Annotated in this window: 21 protein-coding genes; 15 read left to right on the top strand and 6 right to left on the bottom strand. The window is 67.2% G+C overall.

All coding sequences use genetic code 11. From position 1 onward, the window contains the following. Positions 1-179 precede the first annotated feature (179 nt). The 14 genes from AB0L57_RS22935 to mug all read left to right on the top strand — a co-directional run bounded on the left by AB0L57_RS22935 (position 180) and on the right by mug (position 11,433). Positions 180-1,370 (top strand): LLM class flavin-dependent oxidoreductase, encoded by a 1,191-nt coding sequence (locus AB0L57_RS22935; protein WP_364965576.1) that lies wholly within the window; start codon positions 180-182, stop codon positions 1,368-1,370. A gap of 77 nt (positions 1,371-1,447) precedes the next feature. Further along, the gene (locus AB0L57_RS22930) at positions 1,448-2,260 is read left to right on the top strand and encodes a mycofactocin-coupled SDR family oxidoreductase (RefSeq protein WP_364965573.1); all 813 of its coding nucleotides are present in this window, start codon (positions 1,448-1,450) and stop codon (positions 2,258-2,260) included. Then, a complete protein-coding gene (locus AB0L57_RS22925; protein WP_364965570.1) occupies positions 2,260-2,733 on the top strand; it encodes an OB-fold domain-containing protein in 474 nt (157 codons plus the stop codon). The genes AB0L57_RS22930 and AB0L57_RS22925 overlap by 1 nt, the downstream gene beginning before the upstream one ends. Continuing rightward, complete coding sequence (locus tag AB0L57_RS22920; protein WP_364965567.1) at positions 2,730-3,905, top strand: transporter; 1,176 nt, start codon at positions 2,730-2,732, stop codon at positions 3,903-3,905. The genes AB0L57_RS22925 and AB0L57_RS22920 overlap by 4 nt, the downstream gene beginning before the upstream one ends. Positions 3,906-3,939: 34 nt before the next feature. Beyond that, positions 3,940-4,437, top strand: coding sequence for a lipocalin-like domain-containing protein (locus AB0L57_RS22915; RefSeq protein ID WP_364965565.1), 498 nt, complete (start codon positions 3,940-3,942; stop codon positions 4,435-4,437). Then, complete coding sequence (locus AB0L57_RS22910) at positions 4,427-4,954, top strand: hypothetical protein (RefSeq protein ID WP_364965562.1); 528 nt, start codon at positions 4,427-4,429, stop codon at positions 4,952-4,954. Before AB0L57_RS22915 ends, AB0L57_RS22910 begins: the two co-directional genes overlap by 11 nt. After that, positions 4,951-6,108 carry an aromatic ring-hydroxylating dioxygenase subunit alpha gene (locus AB0L57_RS22905; RefSeq protein WP_364965559.1) on the top strand — a complete coding sequence of 386 codons (1,158 nt, stop codon included), beginning with the start codon at positions 4,951-4,953 and terminating at the stop codon, positions 6,106-6,108. Before AB0L57_RS22910 ends, AB0L57_RS22905 begins: the two co-directional genes overlap by 4 nt. Before the next feature lie 35 nt (positions 6,109-6,143). Continuing rightward, positions 6,144-6,473 (top strand): hypothetical protein, encoded by a 330-nt coding sequence (locus AB0L57_RS22900; RefSeq protein WP_364965556.1) that lies wholly within the window; start codon positions 6,144-6,146, stop codon positions 6,471-6,473. Continuing rightward, a complete protein-coding gene (locus tag AB0L57_RS22895; protein WP_364965553.1) occupies positions 6,470-7,012 on the top strand; it encodes a flavin reductase family protein in 543 nt (180 codons plus the stop codon). The genes AB0L57_RS22900 and AB0L57_RS22895 overlap by 4 nt, the downstream gene beginning before the upstream one ends. Before the next feature lie 2 nt (positions 7,013-7,014). Then, positions 7,015-8,454: an aldehyde dehydrogenase gene (locus tag AB0L57_RS22890; protein ID WP_364965551.1), complete on the top strand. Its 1,440-nt coding sequence runs from the start codon at positions 7,015-7,017 to the stop codon at positions 8,452-8,454. Positions 8,455-8,509: 55 nt separating this feature from the next. After that, a complete protein-coding gene (locus tag AB0L57_RS22885; RefSeq protein ID WP_364965549.1) occupies positions 8,510-9,148 on the top strand; it encodes a TetR/AcrR family transcriptional regulator in 639 nt (212 codons plus the stop codon). 102 nt (positions 9,149-9,250) lie between these two features. After that, positions 9,251-10,495, top strand: a complete 1,245-nt coding sequence (locus AB0L57_RS22880; RefSeq protein WP_364965547.1) for a cytochrome P450 — start codon at positions 9,251-9,253, stop codon at positions 10,493-10,495. Between the two features lie 31 nt (positions 10,496-10,526). After that, entirely contained in the window at positions 10,527-10,757 is a 231-nt protein-coding gene (locus AB0L57_RS22875; RefSeq protein ID WP_364965546.1) for a ferredoxin, read from the top strand. A 112-nt stretch (positions 10,758-10,869) separates the two neighbouring features. After that, positions 10,870-11,433 (top strand): G/U mismatch-specific DNA glycosylase, encoded by a 564-nt coding sequence (gene mug / locus AB0L57_RS22870; RefSeq protein ID WP_364965543.1) that lies wholly within the window; start codon positions 10,870-10,872, stop codon positions 11,431-11,433. Between the two features lie 47 nt (positions 11,434-11,480). Here mug and AB0L57_RS22865 read toward each other — a convergent pair whose 3' ends face one another. The 6 genes from AB0L57_RS22865 to AB0L57_RS22840 form a co-directional block, all read right to left on the bottom strand. Continuing rightward, positions 11,481-12,710, bottom strand: a complete 1,230-nt coding sequence (locus AB0L57_RS22865) for a VWA-like domain-containing protein (protein WP_364965541.1) — start codon at positions 12,708-12,710, stop codon at positions 11,481-11,483. Continuing rightward, positions 12,707-13,945, bottom strand: coding sequence for an AAA family ATPase (locus tag AB0L57_RS22860; protein ID WP_364965538.1), 1,239 nt, complete (start codon positions 13,943-13,945; stop codon positions 12,707-12,709). The genes AB0L57_RS22865 and AB0L57_RS22860 overlap by 4 nt, the downstream gene beginning before the upstream one ends. 53 nt (positions 13,946-13,998) lie before the next feature. Beyond that, complete coding sequence (locus AB0L57_RS22855; protein ID WP_364965536.1) at positions 13,999-15,378, bottom strand: hypothetical protein; 1,380 nt, start codon at positions 15,376-15,378, stop codon at positions 13,999-14,001. A 119-nt stretch (positions 15,379-15,497) separates the two neighbouring features. Then, entirely contained in the window at positions 15,498-15,905 is a 408-nt protein-coding gene (locus AB0L57_RS22850; protein ID WP_364965534.1) for a hypothetical protein, read from the bottom strand. 454 nt (positions 15,906-16,359) lie between these two features. Beyond that, entirely contained in the window at positions 16,360-16,584 is a 225-nt protein-coding gene (gene infA, locus AB0L57_RS22845; protein WP_364965532.1) for a translation initiation factor IF-1, read from the bottom strand. Then, positions 16,581-17,381, bottom strand: coding sequence for a GNAT family N-acetyltransferase (locus AB0L57_RS22840; protein ID WP_364965529.1), 801 nt, complete (start codon positions 17,379-17,381; stop codon positions 16,581-16,583). Before AB0L57_RS22840 ends, infA begins: the two co-directional genes overlap by 4 nt. A 410-nt stretch (positions 17,382-17,791) precedes the next feature. On the opposite strand from AB0L57_RS22840, the gene AB0L57_RS22835 reads away from it, so the two are divergent. Then, on the top strand, positions 17,792-18,667 hold the full coding sequence (locus AB0L57_RS22835; protein WP_364965526.1) for a glycosyltransferase family 2 protein: 876 nt from the start codon (positions 17,792-17,794) through the stop codon (positions 18,665-18,667).

The following is an 18,667-nucleotide window of genomic DNA, read 5'->3' as shown; positions in this document are numbered from 1 at the left end:
AAATCATCTAATGCACAGTTGATTCCTGGTTGTGCAGCCAATTGACGGAACAGGAATTGCACGCCGGGCGCATTGTTCGAATTCGATGCCCGGCGGGGCGAATCATGTCCCGGGGAAGTCGGCCTCGCCCCGGTGATACCGCATGTCCACGCGGCCCTTTCGACCAGCAGGAGACAGATATGGAAGCACATCCCGGGACGGGTCCGCTGCGATTCGGAGTGTTCCTCCCGCCCTATCACAACCCGCGCCGCAACCCCACGCTCGCGCTGGAACAGGACCTGAGGCATGTCCAGGAACTCGACACGCTCGGATTCCACCAGGTGTGGTTCGGTGAACACCACAGTGGCGGTTATGAAGTCGGCCCCTCGCCGGAGCTGATGATCGCTGCGGCGGCGCAGCGAACCCAGCGCATCGAGCTGTGCAGCGGTGTCATCTCACTGCCGTACCACCATCCGCTGATGGTTGCCGACCGAATCAACTTCCTGGATCACATGACCCGCGGACGGATCAGGATCGGCGTGGGTCCCGGTGCGCTGGTGGCGGATTCCCAGATGATGGGGATGGACTACAACCTGCTCCGGCCGCGGATGGAAGAGTCGCTCGACGCACTTCTCGAACTGCTGGCCGGCGCCGGACCGGTGGACCGCAAAACCGAATGGTTCACCCTCGAGGACGCCCGAGTCCAACTCGGCAGCTACCAGCATCCCGGCGTGCCGATCACGGTCGCCGCCGCGATGTCGCCGTCCGGGCCGAAACTGGCCGGAAAATACGGTCTCGGTCTGCTGTCGGTCGGCGGCACCGGCGACAAATCCATCGAACTGCTGGAGAAGACCTGGGAGATCACCTCCCGGGAGGCCGTGGCGCACGACCGGACGGTCGACCGGCGGGACTGGGCGATCGTCGGCAACATGCACATCGCGGACACCTATGCGGAAGCCGTCGAGCAGACCCGCTACGGTCTGCGCGATTTCATGGAATACCGCCATGTGGTGACGCCGATGAAGATGATCGAGCCCGGGGAGGAGATCGAGCACGAGGAGCTGGTCCGGCGAGTCAACGAGTCCGGATACGGCTGTATCGGCGACGCGGAGCAGGCGGTCGCGTACATCCGGAGTCTGCTCGACCGGACCGGCGGGTTCGGGACCTTCCTCACCACCGCCCACGATTGGGCCGATACCGAGGCGACCTCGCGGATGTATCGGCTGCTCGTGCGCGACGTCTTCCCGCGATTCACGGGGGTGTGCGAGCCGCTGCTCGAATCCTACCGGTGGACGCAGGCGCGCAAAGAAGGCTTCGGTCAGCGATTCGCGGCCGGAATCAGCAACGCCACAAAGGATTACGAGCAGACGACCGCCGTCCGCGCGGACTGAGCGAAACGGCCGCGCCGGCGTTCCGACGGGGCGTCGCGCGCATCGAAGGCACCGAGCATTCGGCAATGGGAGAGAAGATGACAGACCTCAACGGCAAGGTGGCGATGATCACCGGCGGCGCTCGCGGGCAGGGACGTTCACACGCGCTCACGCTGGCCGCGGCAGGGGCGAAGGTGGTCGTGTGCGATATCGCGGCACCGATCGCGGAGGTGCAGTACGCACTCGCCGACCCGCAGGACCTCGAGGACACCCTCCGGCTGGTGAAGGAGGCCGGTGGTGAGATCGCCGGGATGCGCGCCGACGTGCGCAGCAGCGCCGATATGGAGGCGGTCGCCGAACTCGCCGTGACCACCTTCGGGCGGCTGGACATCCTGGTCGCCAACGCCGGAGTGCACGATCACGCCGAATCGACGTGCGAGATCAGCGACGCCGCCTGGCAGACGATGTTGGACGTCAACCTCACCGGCGCATGGAAGGCGTGCAAGGCGGCAGTGCCACGGATGATCGCCGGCGGACAGGGCGGTTCGATCGTCATCACATCGTCGGTGGACGGACTGCGCGCGGCACCGTCGTGGGGCCACTACGGTGCGGCCAAGCACGGGCTGCAGGGCCTGAAGCAGACACTCGCGTTCGAACTGTCCGAACACGACATCCGGGTGAACACCGTCAACCCCACCGGCGTCAATTCGCCCATGGCGGAGGGCCTGTCGCAGGTGCTGCCGTGGGTGGTACGCAAGTGGGCGCACAGCGATCGCAGCAACCTGCTGGATGTGCCGATGCTCGAGCCACAGGAGATCAGCAATGCCGTGCTGTGGCTGGTATCGGACGCCGCGCGCCATGTGACGGGCGTCGATCTGCCCATCGACGCCGGATACCTGGTCAAGCACTGATGTCCTCGGATACGCGATTGCGGCTCTTCCCGGCCTCCGCATCGGCCGGGCCCGCCGCCGACGGTGTCGACACCGGATATTGGCAGGGGCTGCGCGAAGGCGAACTGCGGCTGCAACAGTGCGCTGCCTGCGACCGCTGGTGGTGGGGACCGCGCTGGATGTGTGGCGACTGCCGCGCATTCGAGCTCAGCTGGGTCGCGGTCGACCCGGTGGGGACGGTGTATTCATGGTCGCGCACCCGGCACCCGTTCATCCCCGAGCTGGCCGCCGAACTGCCCTATGTCACGGTGCTGGTCGAATTGCCCCAGGCGGGCAACCGGCGGGTGCTGGGACTGCTGGCCGATCCCGTCGGCGCCGACGATGTCCGCATCGGCGATCCGGTGCGGGGAGTCGTTCAGCACCCGGAGGGTGCGCGGTGGCCGGCGCTGCGGTGGCACCGGGATGTGCCGGCGGAACGGGAGCGGTCGCGATGAGCGCCTCGGTCTTGCGCGGTGCCGCCGCGGTGGCGGGTGTCAGCGAATTCCATTGCAAACGCGGCGAATCCGGGCAGACGGAACTGCAGCTGACGCTGCGGGCCGTCCTGGCAGCCGCCGCCGACGCCGGAATCGACCCCGGCGAGATCGACGGCTTCGTATCCTACGGTGGCGGCGAGAACGACGGGACCGTCGTCGGATCGGCTCTGATGGTGCGCCGGATCCGCTGGTCCAGCATGATCTGGGGCGGCGGCGGAGGTGGCGCGGCAGCGGCGGTGACGAATGCGGCGGTCGCGATCGCGACCGGCCAGGCCGACTGTGTCGTCGTGTATCGAGCGATGTCGCAGCAGGACTCCGGCCGCCTGGGCTATGCCAAACATCATTTCGACGGGCAGATGCTGCCGCACGGCGTGGGCTCCCCCGCCCAGGCGTGTGCACTGCGCACCCAGCGGATGCTGGAGGCCGACGGCGTCCCCGCCGAGGCCGTGCGCGCTCTGGTGCTCGCCGATTACGCTCACGCCCAGCGGAATCCGTCCGCGGCGGCGTACGGACGGCCGCTGGATGCCGCGGCCTACGAGGCGTCACGGATGATCGTCGAACCGTATCGCCTGTTCGACTGCTCCCGGGAGAACGACGGCGCCGTCGCCCTGATCCTGGTCCGCGCCGATCGCGCCGCGGACCTGACGCACGAGCCGGTCTACGTGCTGGCCGGCGCGCAAGGTGCGGCGCCGGGCTACGCGGTCGACACCGAGAACGACATCGATTACAGCTCAGCGGGATTCGGCGCATCGTCCGGGGTCGCGGCACAGCTGTGGACCGACGCCGGCATCGGTCCGGCGGATGTCGATGTCGTGCAGGTGTACGAGAACTTCAGCGGATCCGGAGTGGCCGCGCTGATCGACCACGGTCTGTGCCCGGCCGGACCGGCCGCCGCCACCGTACTGACCGTCGAGAATCTGACCGCGCCGGGCGGCGCGCTGCCGGTCAACACCAGCGGCGGAAATCTCGCGGATTCGTTCGTCAACGGCATGGGCCTGGCGGTGGAGGCGGTGCGGCAGTTACGCGGCACCTCCGCCAATGCCGTTCCCGGCGCCCGGATCTCACTGTTCATCGGCGGACCGATGGCCGCTCTGGTGAGTTCCGTGCTGTTCTGCGTCAGGGCCGCGCTGTGAACCCCGCGCGCGGTGGATACCAGGGAGGTTCGCGATGACCGAGACAGGTGGACCGGACCCGCGCTCGATCGCGGAGCGAGTCCTCGGGGCGTGGGAGCTGGTCTCCTACACCACGGTGTCGGAGACCGGGCAGATCGCGTACCCGCTCGGCGAACGGGCACGGGGATTGATCGTCTATACCGCGGACGGATTCATGTCCGCCCAGATCATGAGGCCGGACCGGCCGCATTACGCGTCCCGCCGGGTACACGGCGGCGCACCCGACGAACGAGCCCGGGCGGCCGCGGGCTACCTGGCCTACTCCGGTCGCTACGAGGTGGACGAGGCCGGCAACGCGATCCGGCACGACGTGGCGGTCTCTCTCTATCCGAACTGGGTCGGGGACCGGCAATTGCGCCACGTCGAGTTCACGGCCACCACCATGACCCTGTCGTCGGATCCACTGCGGTTCCGGACCACCACGCTGTTCCCGCGCCTGGTGTGGCAGCGCCCCGGGACCGCGACCGCGAAGGAGGGACACGATGCCCGCTGAGGTGATCCCGGAGGCCGATCGTCCGGTGTGCACCGACCGGGACGACCACATCGTGCTGCTGGGCGCGTTCGATCCACGGCGGTCGGTGCGCCTGGTGGCACCGGATCTGGTCACCGCCGGTGACCGCCGCAGAGTGCTCGACACCGGCCCACCCGGCCGGCACACCACCGCGCCGGCCGTCCTGCTCGATGTCGTGGCCCATATCGCGCGGGACACGCGCGCCGCCCGTCGAGAACTCGCCACGGCCCGCGAACGCGACGGCGCCGCGCCGGTGCGCGGCGACGAAAACATCTGTTACACAGGAACACCCGCCGGTCTGGCCCGATTGATATCGGATGTCGTCACCACCGGAATCTGTGACGGCGTGACCCTCGTTCCGGCGATCACCGACGGTGCCGCACGCGCATCGTTCGACCGGCTGCTGACCCACGAAGTGGTGCCGGTGCTGGCCCGGTGGGCGGGCCGCGGCGGCGGTCCACCGATGACAATCATTCGAGTTTCGAAGGAAAGCCGATGACCAACGCGGAACTGAACGCGCGGATACGCCGGTTACTCGGCCATCTGCGCGCCGGTACGACCGATGAGGTGCAGACCACCGCACCGTTCGAGCCCTGGGAATTCACCTCGCCCGAGCGCGCCGGTCTCGAGCGTGACCGGATATTCGGGCGAGTGCCGTCGATCGTCGCGCATTCCTCGGAGATCGCGCAGCCGAACGACTTCATCACCCTGCAGATGCCGCGGAACCGGGTCATCGTGGTCCGGCAACGCGACGGTTCGGTGAAGGCATTCGTCAACGCGTGCCGGCACCGCGGATCACTGCTCGAAGAAAGCGCGGCGGGCCGCTGCCGGCTGTTCTCCTGCGGATATCACCGGTGGTCCTACGACACCGACGGCACTCTGCGCGCGATCACCAAGGATTCCACCTTCGGCGTGGTGGATCGCGACAGCCTCGGCCTCGTCGAACTCCCGACCGAGGAACGGCACGGTTTCATCTGGATGGTGGACGCGGCCGGAGCCGATATCGATGTCGCGCGCTGGCTCGGCCCGGAGATGGACGCGAACCTGGCACGGCTCGAGCTCGCACGCCATGTGACGTTCCGGGCCGAAGGTTTCGACGAGCCGTGCAACTGGAAGCTCATGCAGGACGCGTTCCTCGACGGGTATCACATCCAGTACGCGCATCCGAACACCGCCGCGAAGTTCGTGCACACGAATGTGCTGGCGGTCGATGACTTCGGACGGCATTTCCGATTCCTGACGCCGCGCAAGAGCATCGATCGCTGGCTGGTGGTGGCGCCCGACGATGTCGACCTGTCCCCGCATGTCACCGAGACGCTGTTTCTCGGGCCCAACACCTCGGTGCTGATCCAGCCCGATCACGTGGAGTTGCTCACCTTCCGCCCGCACCCCTCGGACCCGGGAATGTGCCGGATGGAGATGCGGATCATCGCTCCGACGATGGCGGCCATGGGGGTCGACGAGCAGGTCTGGACCAAGCGCTGGAACAAGAATTGGAAGATCTTGCTCGAGGTACTCCATCAGGAGGATTTCCCGCTGCTTCGTTCGGCTCAGCTGGCGCTGTCGAGCGCGGATGCCGGGCCACTTGTGCTGGGCCGCAACGAGATCGCCAACCATCTGTTCCGGCGCGAGCTCGCGCGGATGCTGGCCTGAATGCGCAAGGTACCGAGGAGAAAGGTTGCGATGAGATGCGTGTGCTGGTGAACCTCAATCGCCGGTCGCCGACCGCGACCATGACCGCGACCGACGATTTCGGATCCTTCGGGATCGAACTGATCGGGGTGAGCGCGGGGCACCGGGTCACCGCGTCCGATGTCGCCTGTGTGGGCGTGCTCGATTCGTCCGGTGATGTTCTCGTCACCGTGGCCCGGATCGGCGAGTTGGCCGGCGACCGGTCGCGCGACCCCGACTGGACCCGCCGCTTCGGCGAGATGGTCGAATGGGCGGCGCGCCGGGGCTGGGTGGACGAGTCCGGTCGTCTCCGGGCCCACGTCGAGTTGAGCGAGGTGGCGCGATGACCATGCCGGGCACCCGGATCCTGCGAGATGTGCTCGGTCATTTCGGATCCGGGGTCACCATCGTGACGGCGGTGCACGACGGAGTACCAACGGGCTTCACCTGTCAATCGTTTTCCGCACTGTCGCTCGCCCCGCCGAAGGTGCTCCTCTGCCCCAGCCGCACGTCGACGAGCTGGCCATTGATCCGCACCGCGCCCACATTCGCCGTGAACGTGCTCTCGGCGGCCCAGTGTGAGCTCAGCGACCGCTTCGCGCGATCGGGCGGGCACAAGTTCGGCGATATCGGATGGCAATCGGCCCCGGGTGGCGCGCCGATCCTCGACGGCGTCGCGGCGTGGTTCGAGCTGGCGCTGGACACCGAACACCCCGGTGGTGATCACACGGTGGTCATCGCCGACATTCTCGAATTCGCCGCCGGCGGGACCAGCGAACCGTTGATCTTCTCCCGGGGAAAGTACTGCGGCGTCATCGAATTCGATCATCCGGACGACCCGGCGCGACGGCAACCGATCGGTGCCGACGCCGGAGGTGAGGAGTAGGTATGGACAGGAACGAGTTGTTCATCGGCGGGCGTTGGACCGCCCCGCGCGGCGGAGGGCACACGACGGTCCTCGAGGCCGCCTCGGAACAGGCCATCGGTATCGCGGCGATGGCTGATGCCGGCGACATCGAGGTCGCGGTGACGGCCGCGCGCGACAGCCTCGGTGGCCGGTGGCGTGACTTCTCGACCGGCGAACGCGCTGCGGCACTGCGCAACTTCGGAAAGGCCCTCAAGGCGCGCGGCCGCGACACCACGGCCCTGGTCAGCCGCGAGAACGGCATGCCGATCACGATTTCCAAGGCCGCCAACGGGTTCAGTCCGGCGATGATGTTCGACTACTACGCCGATCTCGTCGAACGCCGTGACGAATCCGATGTGCGCCCCCATTTCATGGGCGGCAGGACAGTGGTGCGCCGCGAACCGGCGGGGGTGGTCGCGGCGATCACGCCGTGGAACTATCCGCAGGCGCTGGCCGCCATGAAGATCGCGCCGGCCCTCGCGGCCGGATGTTCGGTGGTGTTCAAGCCGTCACCGGAAACCGCCTTGGACGCATTCGTTTTCGCGGACGCGGCAGTGGAGGCGGGCCTTCCCGCGGGTGTACTCAATGTGGTCCCCGGCGGCCGCGAGACCGGCGCCCGGCTCGTCGCCCACCCCGGTGTCGACAAGGTCGCCTTCACCGGATCGACCCGGGCGGGCCGCGAGATCGGCCGGGTCTGCGGGGAGAACTTCACTCCGGTCACCCTCGAGCTCGGCGGTAAGTCCGCGGCGATCGTCCTCGACGACGTGGACATGGACGTGTTCACCCACGGACTGCTCGAATACTCGTTCGGGAACAACGGGCAGACCTGTCACGCCAGTACCAGAGTGCTGGTGCCGCGCGGTCGCTACGCGGAGTTCGTGGAGGCGATCACCGAGACGGTGCGCGGCTTCGTGGTGGGTGATCCGCTGGAGAAGTCCACGCAGATCGGACCGCTGGTCAGCTGCGAGCATCGCCGGCGGGTGCTGGACCACATCGCGTCGGGGCGCGGCGCCGGCGCGCGGATCACCACCGGCGGCGGGGTGCCGGCGGACCGGGACCGGGGCTGGTTCGTCGAGCCCACCGTGTTCGCCGATGTCGAGAACTCTTCACGTATCGCACAGGAGGAGATATTCGGTCCGGTGGTCTGCGTGCTGCCCTATGACAGCGTCGATCACGCGGTCGACATCGCCAACGATTCGAAGTACGGACTGGCCGGAATGGTGTGGACCTCCGACGAGGCGCGGGGCATGTCGGTCGCCTCGCGTTTCCGTGCCGGCACCGTGGGCGTGAACATCTACGGATTGGATCTGGACGCACCGTTCGGCGGCCGCGGAGCCAGCGGTATCGGTCGTGAACTCGGCCCCGAGGGATTGGCCAACTATTACGCCTTGAAATCCGTCTACTTCCCCACGCCCGCATGATCCTTCGCCGGAGCGGTCGAATGAATTCCCGGGACAACCGCAAGGAAGAGAGAACATGGTACGTCCACGAAAGCCGCTGATAACTCGGGACTCGATCATCGCCGCGAGTATCGAGATGATCGACGGTGACGGTATCGACTCCTTCAGTCTGCCGCGTGTGGCGAAACAACTGAACGTGAGCACTTCCTCGCTCTATCACCATTTCTCGGACCGTCGCGAGCTCATGGCCGAAGTGGCGAAAGAGATCATGCGCGGAGCGCGGGTTCCGGCAGCTCCGGCCGACGGCGATTGGATGGAATGGTTCGTCCAGCTCAGCCTGAACTACCGGGAAGCGATCCTGCGCCACGCGAACGCCGCGCTCATCCTGGTCGAACTACTACCCAGGGACGTGCTCACCAGCACGTACGAGAAGTGCGCACGAATTCTGTCCGACTGCGGGGTCGCCCCGGCTCTGCACGTGATAATTCTCGATGGGCTGGAGAAGCTTTCGTTCGCGACAATACTCTCCAGCCTCGCGAATGCCTCCGCCGCAGACGGCGACATCTTCCCGAACGTCGATGCCGAGCGGCACCCCGTGCTCAGTACGGCGCTGTCGTCCAATCCATGGTCGGCGACCGAATTGTTCGAGGTGACAATTCGCAGCTTCCTCTCGGGTGTCATGGCGGGTTCCGCACATCCGGCGGCACACGAATAGAAGTCGATATTTCCCGCAAAACCTTGCGATATAAACCTACATTTATTAGGTTTACAATTGTAGCGAGGATCTCATACCTCACATCTTCCGAGAGGGCCGTCGATGACGACTGCAACGGGAATTCCCGAGAATCTGATGACCGATTTCGATGTCTACAATCCGGCGCTGGCGGTGCCCACCGACGTATTCCAGGAAAGGGTCGCGGAACTGCGCGCGCAGGGACCGATCCTCTTCTCGCCCCTGTACGGCGGCCACTGGATCGTCACCCGGTACAAAGAGGTGCACGCGATCCTGCGGGATGCCGAGACCTTCTCGAGCTATCCGAACAACCTCGTCAATGCCGGGCAGGGCCGATTCCTGCCGCTCGAGCTCGACCCACCCGAACACGGCTACTACCGGCAAGCACTGCAGCCACTGTTCAGCCCGATCCGGATGAAGGCGCTCGAGCCCGAAATCCGTGGCATCGTCAACGAACTCATCGACGGCTTCATCGAGCGGGGCGAGTGCGAATTCATCGCGGAGTTCGCCCACGAGCTGCCGACGCGAATCTTCCTGGCGCTGATGGGGTGGCCGCTGGCCGACGCCCCGAAATTCACGGAGTGGACCGACATCGTGCTCCAAGGTGTTCCGGGAGCGTCGGAATCCGAGAACGAGGCGGCCCGCGCCCAGGCGGCCGAGGAGATCTTCGGATACTTCGGCGCGGTCATCGAGCAGGTCCGGGCGGGCGAATACGGTGAGGGCCACTTGACCGCACATATCGTCTGCACCCCGATGAAGGTCGCCGACGGCGAACGGCTGCTGACCGATGAAGAACTGTGCCGGATGTTCTTCCTGCTGGTCGTGGCCGGCCTGCACACCGTGCAGGGAGCCCTCGCCTGGGGGCTGGTCCACCTGACCTGGAATCCGGCGGAACGCCAGATGCTGATCAACGATCCTGATGTCATTCCGCAGGCGGTCGAGGAAATCCTGCGTATGGAGACCGCCTCCAGCAGTGGTCGACGCGCCACCCGCGATGTCGAGATCGGCGGGGTGTCCATCAAAGAGGGCGATCAGCTGCTGCTCCTGATGACCTCGGCGAATCGCGACAGCACCGAGTTCGAGAACGCGGACACCTTGATTCTGGACCGGGAGCCCAACCGCCACATCGCATTCGGCGCCGGAGCACATCGCTGCCTCGGTTCACACCTGGCGCGGATCGAATTGCGACTGGCGCTCGAAGAGATCCATCGGCGACTCCCCGATTACGCGTTGGTGCCGGACAACCCGCCCGTCATGCACGCCTCCCAGGTTCGTGGTTGCGAGAAACTGCCCATCACATTCGGCAAGGGCCGGAAAGCCGGCCGATAGGGCCGGGCACCGGTCTGGTGGAGGTGTGCGAATGAATGAATCACCGAGAACGTTCCAGCGGCTTCTCGTCGACCGGTCGGCATGCGCCGGGCACGGGTTGTGTTACAGCAGAGCACCGGAACTTCTCGACTGCGACGAACAGGGAGATCCCGTCGTTGTCCCCGACGAACTCGCCGCCGAGCACCTGAATGCGGCCGAGGCGGTCGTCCAGTCCTGCCCCGAGCAGGCCTTGTCGGTCGAATCTCGCGTGTTTCAGGAATGACCTGGCGCAATCGAACGGATCTCCCGGACCGCCCCGGGTCTGCGAGGCAGCCGACCCGGGCGGCGACCATCACGGCCGGCCGGCGGAAGGGCGGTTCGGGCAGACTGGGCGGATGCCACCTTCCGCTGCGTACCGCCCCTCCCCGGCAGATCTGGCCGCCGCGTCGGGCGGGACCATTCCCGATCTGCTGGCACCGGATCTGCGGGTGCTGTTCTGCGGGATCAATCCGGGACTGTGGTCGGGGGCGACCGGCCATCATTTCGCCCGGCCCGGAAACCGGTTCTGGCCCGCGCTGTTCCGGTCGGGATTCACCCCACGCCTGTTCCGTCCCGATGAGCAGGCCGAATTGCTCACCCTCGGTCTGGGCATCACCAATGTCGCCGCGCGCACCACGGCCAAGGCGGACGAGCTCACCGCGCAGGAGTTGCGTGACGGCGGCCATGCGCTCACCGACCGGGTGCGGCGCAATCACCCGCGCGTTCTGGCGGTCCTCGGATTGGGCGCCTACCGCACCGCGTTCGGGCGGCCGAAAACCACCGTCGGGCCCCAATCCGAGACGATCGCGGACACCCGAGTCTGGGTGCTCCCCAACCCGAGCGGCCTCAATGCCCACTACACACTCGACGCGCTGGCCGCCGAGTTCCGAAAGCTGCGCGAGGCAACGGGATCCGAGTAGCGGCGGCCGTCCACCGCACAGCGGCGCCCGGTCACCGCACACCGTCGTCATCCGATCCGGACGACGCGCGCCCAGTCCGGCGGCCGGGACGGAACGTGATCCGGATCGTCCTCATTCCATGGACGCTGCCGGTCGAACACACCCACCACCGTCCGGCAGGGCGGCTGGGCGATCGGCCAGGGTGTGTGACCGTCGGTCAGCACAACGATCACATCCGGACGGTGGTGGGCGTGTAGCGCCCGGGTGAAACCCGCCCGCAGATCCGTGCCCCCGCCACCGATCAGCGGTATCCCGCCGGCCCGGCACAGCGGATGCGCGATTCGTGCGGCCGCATCGCACGACAGCACGCTCACCAGGTCGCGCCGGCCGCCCAGGGCTCGGGTGATGGCCACCGTTTCCAGCAGCGCGCTGCCCAGTTCCGCGTCGCTCACCGAGCCGGAGGTATCGATGATCACGCTGACCCGAGCGGGCGTGTGCCGCAGACTCGGCAGCACCACGCCCGGCAGTCCTGCCGATCGTCGCGCGGGCCGGCCATAGGTGTAGTCGTCGCCGACGCCAGGCGCCGACGCCGCCGCGCGGACGGCCGCTCGGAGCAGATCCCGCCACGGCTGCGGCGGGTGCAATGCTTCCTGCGCCCAGCGTCGCCACCCGCGGGGTGTGTCGCCCGGACGGCCATCGATACCGCGAGCCACCTGGAAACGGACCGCGTCACACTCGACGCCGCCGAGGCCGTCCGCGCCGTCGGGCCCCAGCTCCCATTCGCGGTCCAGTCCGTCTGCGCCACTGCCACAGTCGAGCCACACCATCCGCTGGGTGAGGCATCCCAGGCGGAATTGACGCAGATAGTCCTCCATGAGTTCCCCGCCGGCCAGTCCCAGAGTCCGCGGCAGGATGGCACCTTCGGGCCGCACCAAGCCGTCCCCGAACGCATCGTCGTTGATCTCGGCGTCCGCGGCGATGTTCATCCGCAGTCGTTCCGCCCGGCCGGTGAGGTTGTGCTCGCGGGCGAATCGGTCGCAGCGCCCGTGATGGTCACGCAGTAGATGCGAAACCTCGTGCACCAGAATCGAAGCCAGCTCCCGCACCGGCGTGTGGCCGACGAACACCGGCGAGACATAGCACCGCCAGTACCGGTCCACGCCCATGGTCGGCACCCCGCGCGACTCGACCATGTGCAGTGCGAACAGTGCGGTCGCCAGGTAGGGGCGGGCCCGCGTGGCCAGCAGACGGGCGGCGCAGAGCTTCTCGAAGTCCAGGGGCGCGGTCACCGGCGTCATCGCCCGGCCCGCGCGGGCGCGGGAACCGCGGCATGATCCGCGGTCCGCGACACCGACACCATCGCGGCGAGATGTTCGATCGAGGCCGGTACCTCCCAATCGTCGCGGCGCAGTGTGGCGAGGGTGGTCGCGGGAACGACCACGAGGTCGGGAGCTCCGGTCTCGACGGCCTTCGCCAGCAGCGCCCACGCCGCATCCCAGCGCGCCTTCTCCGGTCTTCCACGAACCGCCGCCACCACGCCATCGAGCACGGCTTGACGTAGATCTCCACGTCCGGGCAGCTCGGCGCTGTCCGGATCGGCGAGCAACCGCTCCGGATCGGGAAGTTCCATCCGGTCCATACCGGTGAGCAGTTCGAATCCGGGACCATCGCCCACCGTCCCCCGGACCAGCAGGGACACCACATCGCGGCCGGCGCCGGCCGCAGTGGCGAATGCGATCAGTCGCAGGGCCATCTCCCAGCTGCGCGGCGACGGCCAGGCACCGCCCCGGCGCGCTTCACCGCTGGGCAGCCGATGCACGAGCGCGGGCCGGGCCGCGAGCAGCACGCACACCGCGCGCCGAGCGAAAGCCACTGCCTCCGGTAACTTTTCGGGATCGAGCGTGGGCAGGCTCACCCGCGGCCAGACCCCGCCCAGACCGCGGATCACCACATCGGGGTCGTGCGTCCACATCAGATGGACGAATCGGTTGGCCAGCGGCGGACTCAGTTCCCAGCCGTCCGCCGCCGAAGAACGCGGGTTGGCGGCCGCGACGATACGAACACCCGCGGGTAGTTGCAGTGCGCCGATCCGGCGTTCCAGGACCAGCCGCAACAGCGCCGCTTGCACGGCGGGCGGTGCGGTCGACAGTTCGTCCAGGAACAGCAGACCTCGGCCGGCCCGCACGAGCCGCACCGCCCAGTCCGGCGGCGCCAGCGGCACACCCTGCGCCGCGGGGTCGTCGCCGACGACGGGCAGACCCGAGAAGTCCGAGGGCTCATGAACACTCGCGATCACCGTGGTCAGCGGAAGGTCGAGGGATTCGGCGAGCTGGGTCAAAGCCGCGGTCTTCCCGATCCCCGGCTCACCCCACAGCAGTACCGGCAGGTCGGCGGCCACGGCCAGGGTCAGTGCCTCCAATTGGATATCGGAGCGTGGTTCGGTGGTCGCGTCGTTCAGCAGAGCCAGCAGTTCGCCGGCGACGTCGGTCCGGGCGGCGCGGGTTCGCGCACCGGTCGAGATGGCAGCAGACATGTGTGAATCACCTTGGGGTGCAGAGGAATCGGGTGGGTGTGTGGCTTTCGATATCAGTGCGACGTCGCGTGACGCGGATGTGCGCGATACGCGTGCACACGTCTTGTCACCGGCAGCGGGGTTTCCGGCAATCCGGCCCGGAACTCCTGATGGACGGCTTCCCGCCGCGCGGCCGCCGCCAGTTCGTCGCGCAGGACTCCCGCACGCAACCGGGCGCCGGGACCGAGCACACCGTCGACGACAGCCAGCGCGCCGGCGATGTCCCCGTGGCGCAACCGTTCACGAACGCCGGCCAGACAATCCGGACGGCGGTGTGCCAGGTCGATCGCTCGCAGGCAGGGCAGCACGGTGCCGGACAGGGCGGCGAGCAGTTCTTCCCGTCGAATCTCGGCCGGGCTGTGATCCAGCGCGGCCAGTACTCCGTCCACCAGTCCGATGCGGTGCAGCTCTCCCCCGCATCGCACCAGGTGTGGCCGTCCCGCCGGGACCGCGCTGGAAGATGGTGCCGCAGAGACGAAGTCCGGTACGAGAGCCGCGGCGACCAGTGGATGGAGTCGATCGGCCGTTATCGCATCGGCGCGCAGCAGTTCCAGATCCGGAAGCGTCCAGGTCGCCGCGTCCGGCAGGACCGCAAGCGCCGATAGCGCACCGGCGGGGTATCCGTGCGCGATCCGCAACGCCGACGGATCCTCCCCGGACGTCACGACCACGCGGCGCCGCGCCCCCAACCGCACCTGGACCGGACCGTCCGGACTTCCGTCGGCGCGCAGCAGCAGCCCCGCCTCGGCCGCCCATCGATCGAGGGCACATCCAGGGGGAACCAGTTCCTCGAGTTCGCGGTCCACGCCACCGCCGTCGGTGAATTGTCCGGTACCGCAGCGAATCCGCAGCTCGTCGCTTCGACGGGCGTCCCACAGGTGACGGTGGAGGTCCAACCGAAAACGACGGCTGGGCCGGGGATGTGGATGCGGGCCGCCACCGGCCGTGGGACGGGATCGGTCCCACAACGCGAGGCTCATCCGCTGTCCGGAGTCCGCCCAGGCGGGTGCGGTCCGGACCACCAGATGCACCGGACCCGCCCTACTCCACCGTTTTACGGGTTCGCCGGTGCCGTATCGCGCCAGCGTCACCGTCGAGCCCGGTCGCAGCAACCCGCCGTCGCGAACCCTGGGCATGTGCCAGCGCAGCAGATCCGGTGCCAGATGGCGCAGATCGCCCCGCACCCTGGCGGCGAGTTCACAGCCGTGGGTACGCGCGAGTGCCCGCAGGTCGAGATCGACATCGAAACCCGCTGCGGCACAAGCCCCGGACCAGTCACCGGCACAACGCCGGGCAGTCGCGGTCTCGATCATGGATGGTGGCACGGCGAACTCGCGCACGCGCTGCCAGAAGGAAATCCGGGAATCGTTCCCGTTCGCAGTCCAAGGGTGCATCAGCACTCACCTTGAGCGAACGAGACCCCCAATCTTGCATCAGAATGAGTCATCATCGTCGTCGATGGTAACGGTTGCCCCCGAATCGAGCCAGTCCGGGGGCAACCGGCACGTCGGCGCTACCCCAACTGGAACACGTTGGCCTTCCCGGTCACCACGATGTCCTTGGCGTCGACCAGTGCCACCCGCACCTGCACCGTCTGCCCCTGCGACAACTGGGCGGGCGACCCGTCGGGCCCGGTCAGGACGACAACGGTGTTCTGCGCTCCCCCGTCGCATGTGATCTGCGGCTGTGCCCCCATCGCCGACGGCGCATCGGCCTGGGGATCGCCGACCATCACCTTGACGGCGACGGCTCCGGAAGCGGCATCACAGGTGTAGTCGACCCCCACATTGGCCGGCCCCACCCCCTTGATGTCGATGGTGTTGGCGGCGAGCGCCGGAGCGGCGGTCGATATCGCGGCCACCCCCAATGCGGCCAGGGCGGTCACCAATAGAGCGGGGCGTCGGCGGTTCCGGCTGGTCATCATCGATGTTCGTCCTCTCGCCTGGTGGATACGAACGGTCGTGGACAATCGGTACATATCCCGGATGGGCAACAGGTCCGGTTCCGGCGACTACGGTTGCACGATGCCGGTGGCGTTCCTTGTTCGCGCTCGGTACAGGGTGTGAGGTCTTCCACTGCTGAAGTGACGCAGAGGACCGACAAGATCACGGTCCACGATCAGCGACAGTAACACCGGGTTGTGGTGCGAATGCCCGGAAAAACGGATCCGAAACATCTCGTTACGGTTGCCCCGAACGGTCACCGTGGTGACCGCAGCCGAGTCCGGGCCAGATCCCAGCCGTGCGCGGTCGCGAACCGAATGGACATCTGTCCGACAGGGTGTCGATCACCAACGATCGCCCCCGCGGGGACCGATATGGATCCGGTGGCCGTGCCGCTGTGGGCGGGCGGCTGCCCGCCCGCCCACAGCGGCATCAGTTGCGGTACCGGAACAGGATCCGGCCGCGAGTGAGGTCGTACGGGCTCAGCTCGACGAGCACCCGATCCTGCAACTGGATCTTGATGTAGTTCTTCCGGATCTTCCCGCTGATGTGGGCGAGTATCTGGTGCCCGTTGTGCAGTTCCACCGTGAAGGTGGCATTGCGCAGGCACTCGATGACCGTGCCCTCGATCTCGATTCCCTTCCCGTTCTTGCTCATCGCAGCACCAACTCCAGGTTGCTGTTCACGCGCTGGGCTCCGACGCCCGTGAACAATGCGGTGGCGGCGGCGTTGGCCTCGTTCACTTCGACTGCGGCCCTGTCGATCCCATGCTCGCGCAGGGATTCCAGCGCGTGTGCCAGCAGCGCCCGACCGATACCCCGGCGGTGCTGGTCGGCGCGCACGGCGATCAGCCCGATCCGCGGTAGCCGAGTCACCTGCACGACGCGGACCAGCCCCACGTAGCGGTCGGATTGCACCGCCACCGCGTATTTCGAAGGATCCAGCAAAGTATCGCCCGCGGCGCAGCGCGGCAATATCTCGGCCGGCATCTCCTGCCAGCCCACGGTCGCCTCCACCTCGTGTCGAATCGCTCGATCCACCTCGCGCAGTGGACCTTCCGCCGCGGCACCGGCGGCCAGGATCGTCGTGTCCGAGGGCGGGACAACCGCACCGAGCCCGGTCACTCGCGGATCGGTCGGGACGAGACATTCCCGTTCCCGGCGCCGGATGGTGAAACCCGCACGCTCCCAACACGTTGTGAGATCCTGATCGGTCTCGTCGACCACCGTGTACAACGGTCGCGGCAGACCTGCCAGCATCGCTTCGGCGAGCGGGCCGAAGGCATCGGCTCGCCACGAGTCGATACTGACGAACAGCCGGCCGTCGAACCGCTGCGAAACGTCACCCGACCCGATCCGCAGGCCGTGTTGCACTGCCTGCCAACGTGTCTCGGAGACACGCGTGACGACAGTGGTGTGTCCGGTGGAACCGGACGTGAAATCTTCAGAATTCATGCTCATCGCCCTTTCGGAGCAGCCTTGGATGACAGGCGCTCCCGGCGACAGCTAGATCGTTCGCCCAACCGTGACGTCGAGAGGGAGCTCCCACTTCGATACGACATTCATGGGTCTCACCTCCTCGCGTGCTGTCACGGTCCGCATGACGGTACAGACGGCACCGGTACCACGCAATTGTTTTTCCGCCGATCGCCGCGGGATGTCCCATCACGTTCCACAGACCGACCACACCACACGATCGACTGCCCACCGCGCCCGATCAGGCATGGCTGGTGATCACCGAGCAGAAGTGACGACAACGGTGGCACCGGTACGGCCTCGAACAGCGAATCCGCCGATACCGACAGAACGGGCCGTGACGAAAGTCCCTCGGCGGCATCGATACCCGCAATGATATGTTCGCCGGCATGCCCAGCTCGGATGACAAAACTGTCGGCTTGGCCCTCGTCACCTACCAGAGCGCGGAAGACCTTCCCGGATTCCTCGAGACTTTGCCGGAAGCCGTGGGGCCCTACGCCGTCGACGTGATCGGCGTCGACAATGTATCCACCGATCGCAGCGCCGACATCGTCGAAGAATTCGGCGGGCGGGTCATCCGCAACACCCGCAATGTCGGGCTGGCCGCCGCCATCAATCAAGCGGCGGCAGCGACCGACGCGGAGTGGATTCTGGTCGCCAATCCCGACACCGAACTCTCCCCCGCCTCGATCGCGACACTGATCGAGACCGCGAACACCGATGGCCGGATCGGCATGATCGGCCCGCGCATAGCTCGCCTCGACGGCGAGCCCTACCCCAGCGGACGCCGGTTCCCGTCACTGGCGGTCGGCATCGCGCACGCCCTGCTGGGCGGGGTCTGGCCGGGCAACCCCGCCACCCGTCGTTACTTCGGCGAGCCGGTCGCCGATATCAGCGACGTGGACTGGATCTCCGGTTGCTGCATGCTGTTTCGCCGCGAGGCGTTCGACGCGGTGGGCGGTTTCGACGACCGCTACTTCCTCTACTTCGAGGAAACCAAGATGGCGTTGGACATGCACCGCGGGGGCTGGCGGGTCGTACTCGATCCGAGGGTGGAGATCCGCCACCGCGAGGGCGGCAGTATGCGGTCCGCGCCGTTCCGCAAGGTTCGCTCACACCATCGCAGTGCTCTGCGGTTCTACTGCGATTACCACCGGGGCTCGCCCTGGATCGTGTTCGCGCCGTTGGTCGCAGTGGGGCTGGTGGTGCGCGGGGTGGCGGCAGTGGCACGGACCGCGCTGTTGCAGCGGGTGAAGGGCCGCTGA

Source organism: Nocardia sp. NPDC052254, assembly GCF_040679495.1.
GTDB lineage: Bacteria > Actinomycetota > Actinomycetes > Mycobacteriales > Mycobacteriaceae > Nocardia.
The sequence above is the reverse complement of the archived record's forward strand: the minus strand, read 5'-3'. Positions and strand labels throughout refer to the sequence as shown.

Coding starts and splice junctions, on each gene's coding strand:
- AB0L57_RS22890 (WP_364965551.1), top strand. CDS start 7,015: ATGGACAGGAACGAGTTGTTCATCGGCGGGCGTTGGACCGCCCCGCGC.
- AB0L57_RS22840 (WP_364965529.1), bottom strand. CDS start 17,381: ATGAATTCTGAAGATTTCACGTCCGGTTCCACCGGACACACCACTGTC.
- AB0L57_RS22865 (WP_364965541.1), bottom strand. CDS start 12,710: ATGACGCCGGTGACCGCGCCCCTGGACTTCGAGAAGCTCTGCGCCGCC.
- AB0L57_RS22835 (WP_364965526.1), top strand. CDS start 17,792: ATGCCCAGCTCGGATGACAAAACTGTCGGCTTGGCCCTCGTCACCTAC.
- infA (WP_364965532.1), bottom strand. CDS start 16,584: ATGAGCAAGAACGGGAAGGGAATCGAGATCGAGGGCACGGTCATCGAG.
- AB0L57_RS22900 (WP_364965556.1), top strand. CDS start 6,144: ATGCGTGTGCTGGTGAACCTCAATCGCCGGTCGCCGACCGCGACCATG.
- AB0L57_RS22850 (WP_364965534.1), bottom strand. CDS start 15,905: ATGACCAGCCGGAACCGCCGACGCCCCGCTCTATTGGTGACCGCCCTG.
- AB0L57_RS22880 (WP_364965547.1), top strand. CDS start 9,251: ATGACGACTGCAACGGGAATTCCCGAGAATCTGATGACCGATTTCGAT.
- AB0L57_RS22910 (WP_364965562.1), top strand. CDS start 4,427: ATGCCCGCTGAGGTGATCCCGGAGGCCGATCGTCCGGTGTGCACCGAC.
- AB0L57_RS22905 (WP_364965559.1), top strand. CDS start 4,951: ATGACCAACGCGGAACTGAACGCGCGGATACGCCGGTTACTCGGCCAT.
- AB0L57_RS22920 (WP_364965567.1), top strand. CDS start 2,730: ATGAGCGCCTCGGTCTTGCGCGGTGCCGCCGCGGTGGCGGGTGTCAGC.
- AB0L57_RS22875 (WP_364965546.1), top strand. CDS start 10,527: ATGAATGAATCACCGAGAACGTTCCAGCGGCTTCTCGTCGACCGGTCG.
- AB0L57_RS22915 (WP_364965565.1), top strand. CDS start 3,940: ATGACCGAGACAGGTGGACCGGACCCGCGCTCGATCGCGGAGCGAGTC.
- AB0L57_RS22925 (WP_364965570.1), top strand. CDS start 2,260: ATGTCCTCGGATACGCGATTGCGGCTCTTCCCGGCCTCCGCATCGGCC.
- AB0L57_RS22860 (WP_364965538.1), bottom strand. CDS start 13,945: ATGTCTGCTGCCATCTCGACCGGTGCGCGAACCCGCGCCGCCCGGACC.
- AB0L57_RS22895 (WP_364965553.1), top strand. CDS start 6,470: ATGACCATGCCGGGCACCCGGATCCTGCGAGATGTGCTCGGTCATTTC.
- AB0L57_RS22930 (WP_364965573.1), top strand. CDS start 1,448: ATGACAGACCTCAACGGCAAGGTGGCGATGATCACCGGCGGCGCTCGC.
- AB0L57_RS22885 (WP_364965549.1), top strand. CDS start 8,510: ATGGTACGTCCACGAAAGCCGCTGATAACTCGGGACTCGATCATCGCC.
- AB0L57_RS22935 (WP_364965576.1), top strand. CDS start 180: ATGGAAGCACATCCCGGGACGGGTCCGCTGCGATTCGGAGTGTTCCTC.
- mug (WP_364965543.1), top strand. CDS start 10,870: ATGCCACCTTCCGCTGCGTACCGCCCCTCCCCGGCAGATCTGGCCGCC.
- AB0L57_RS22855 (WP_364965536.1), bottom strand. CDS start 15,378: ATGCACCCTTGGACTGCGAACGGGAACGATTCCCGGATTTCCTTCTGG.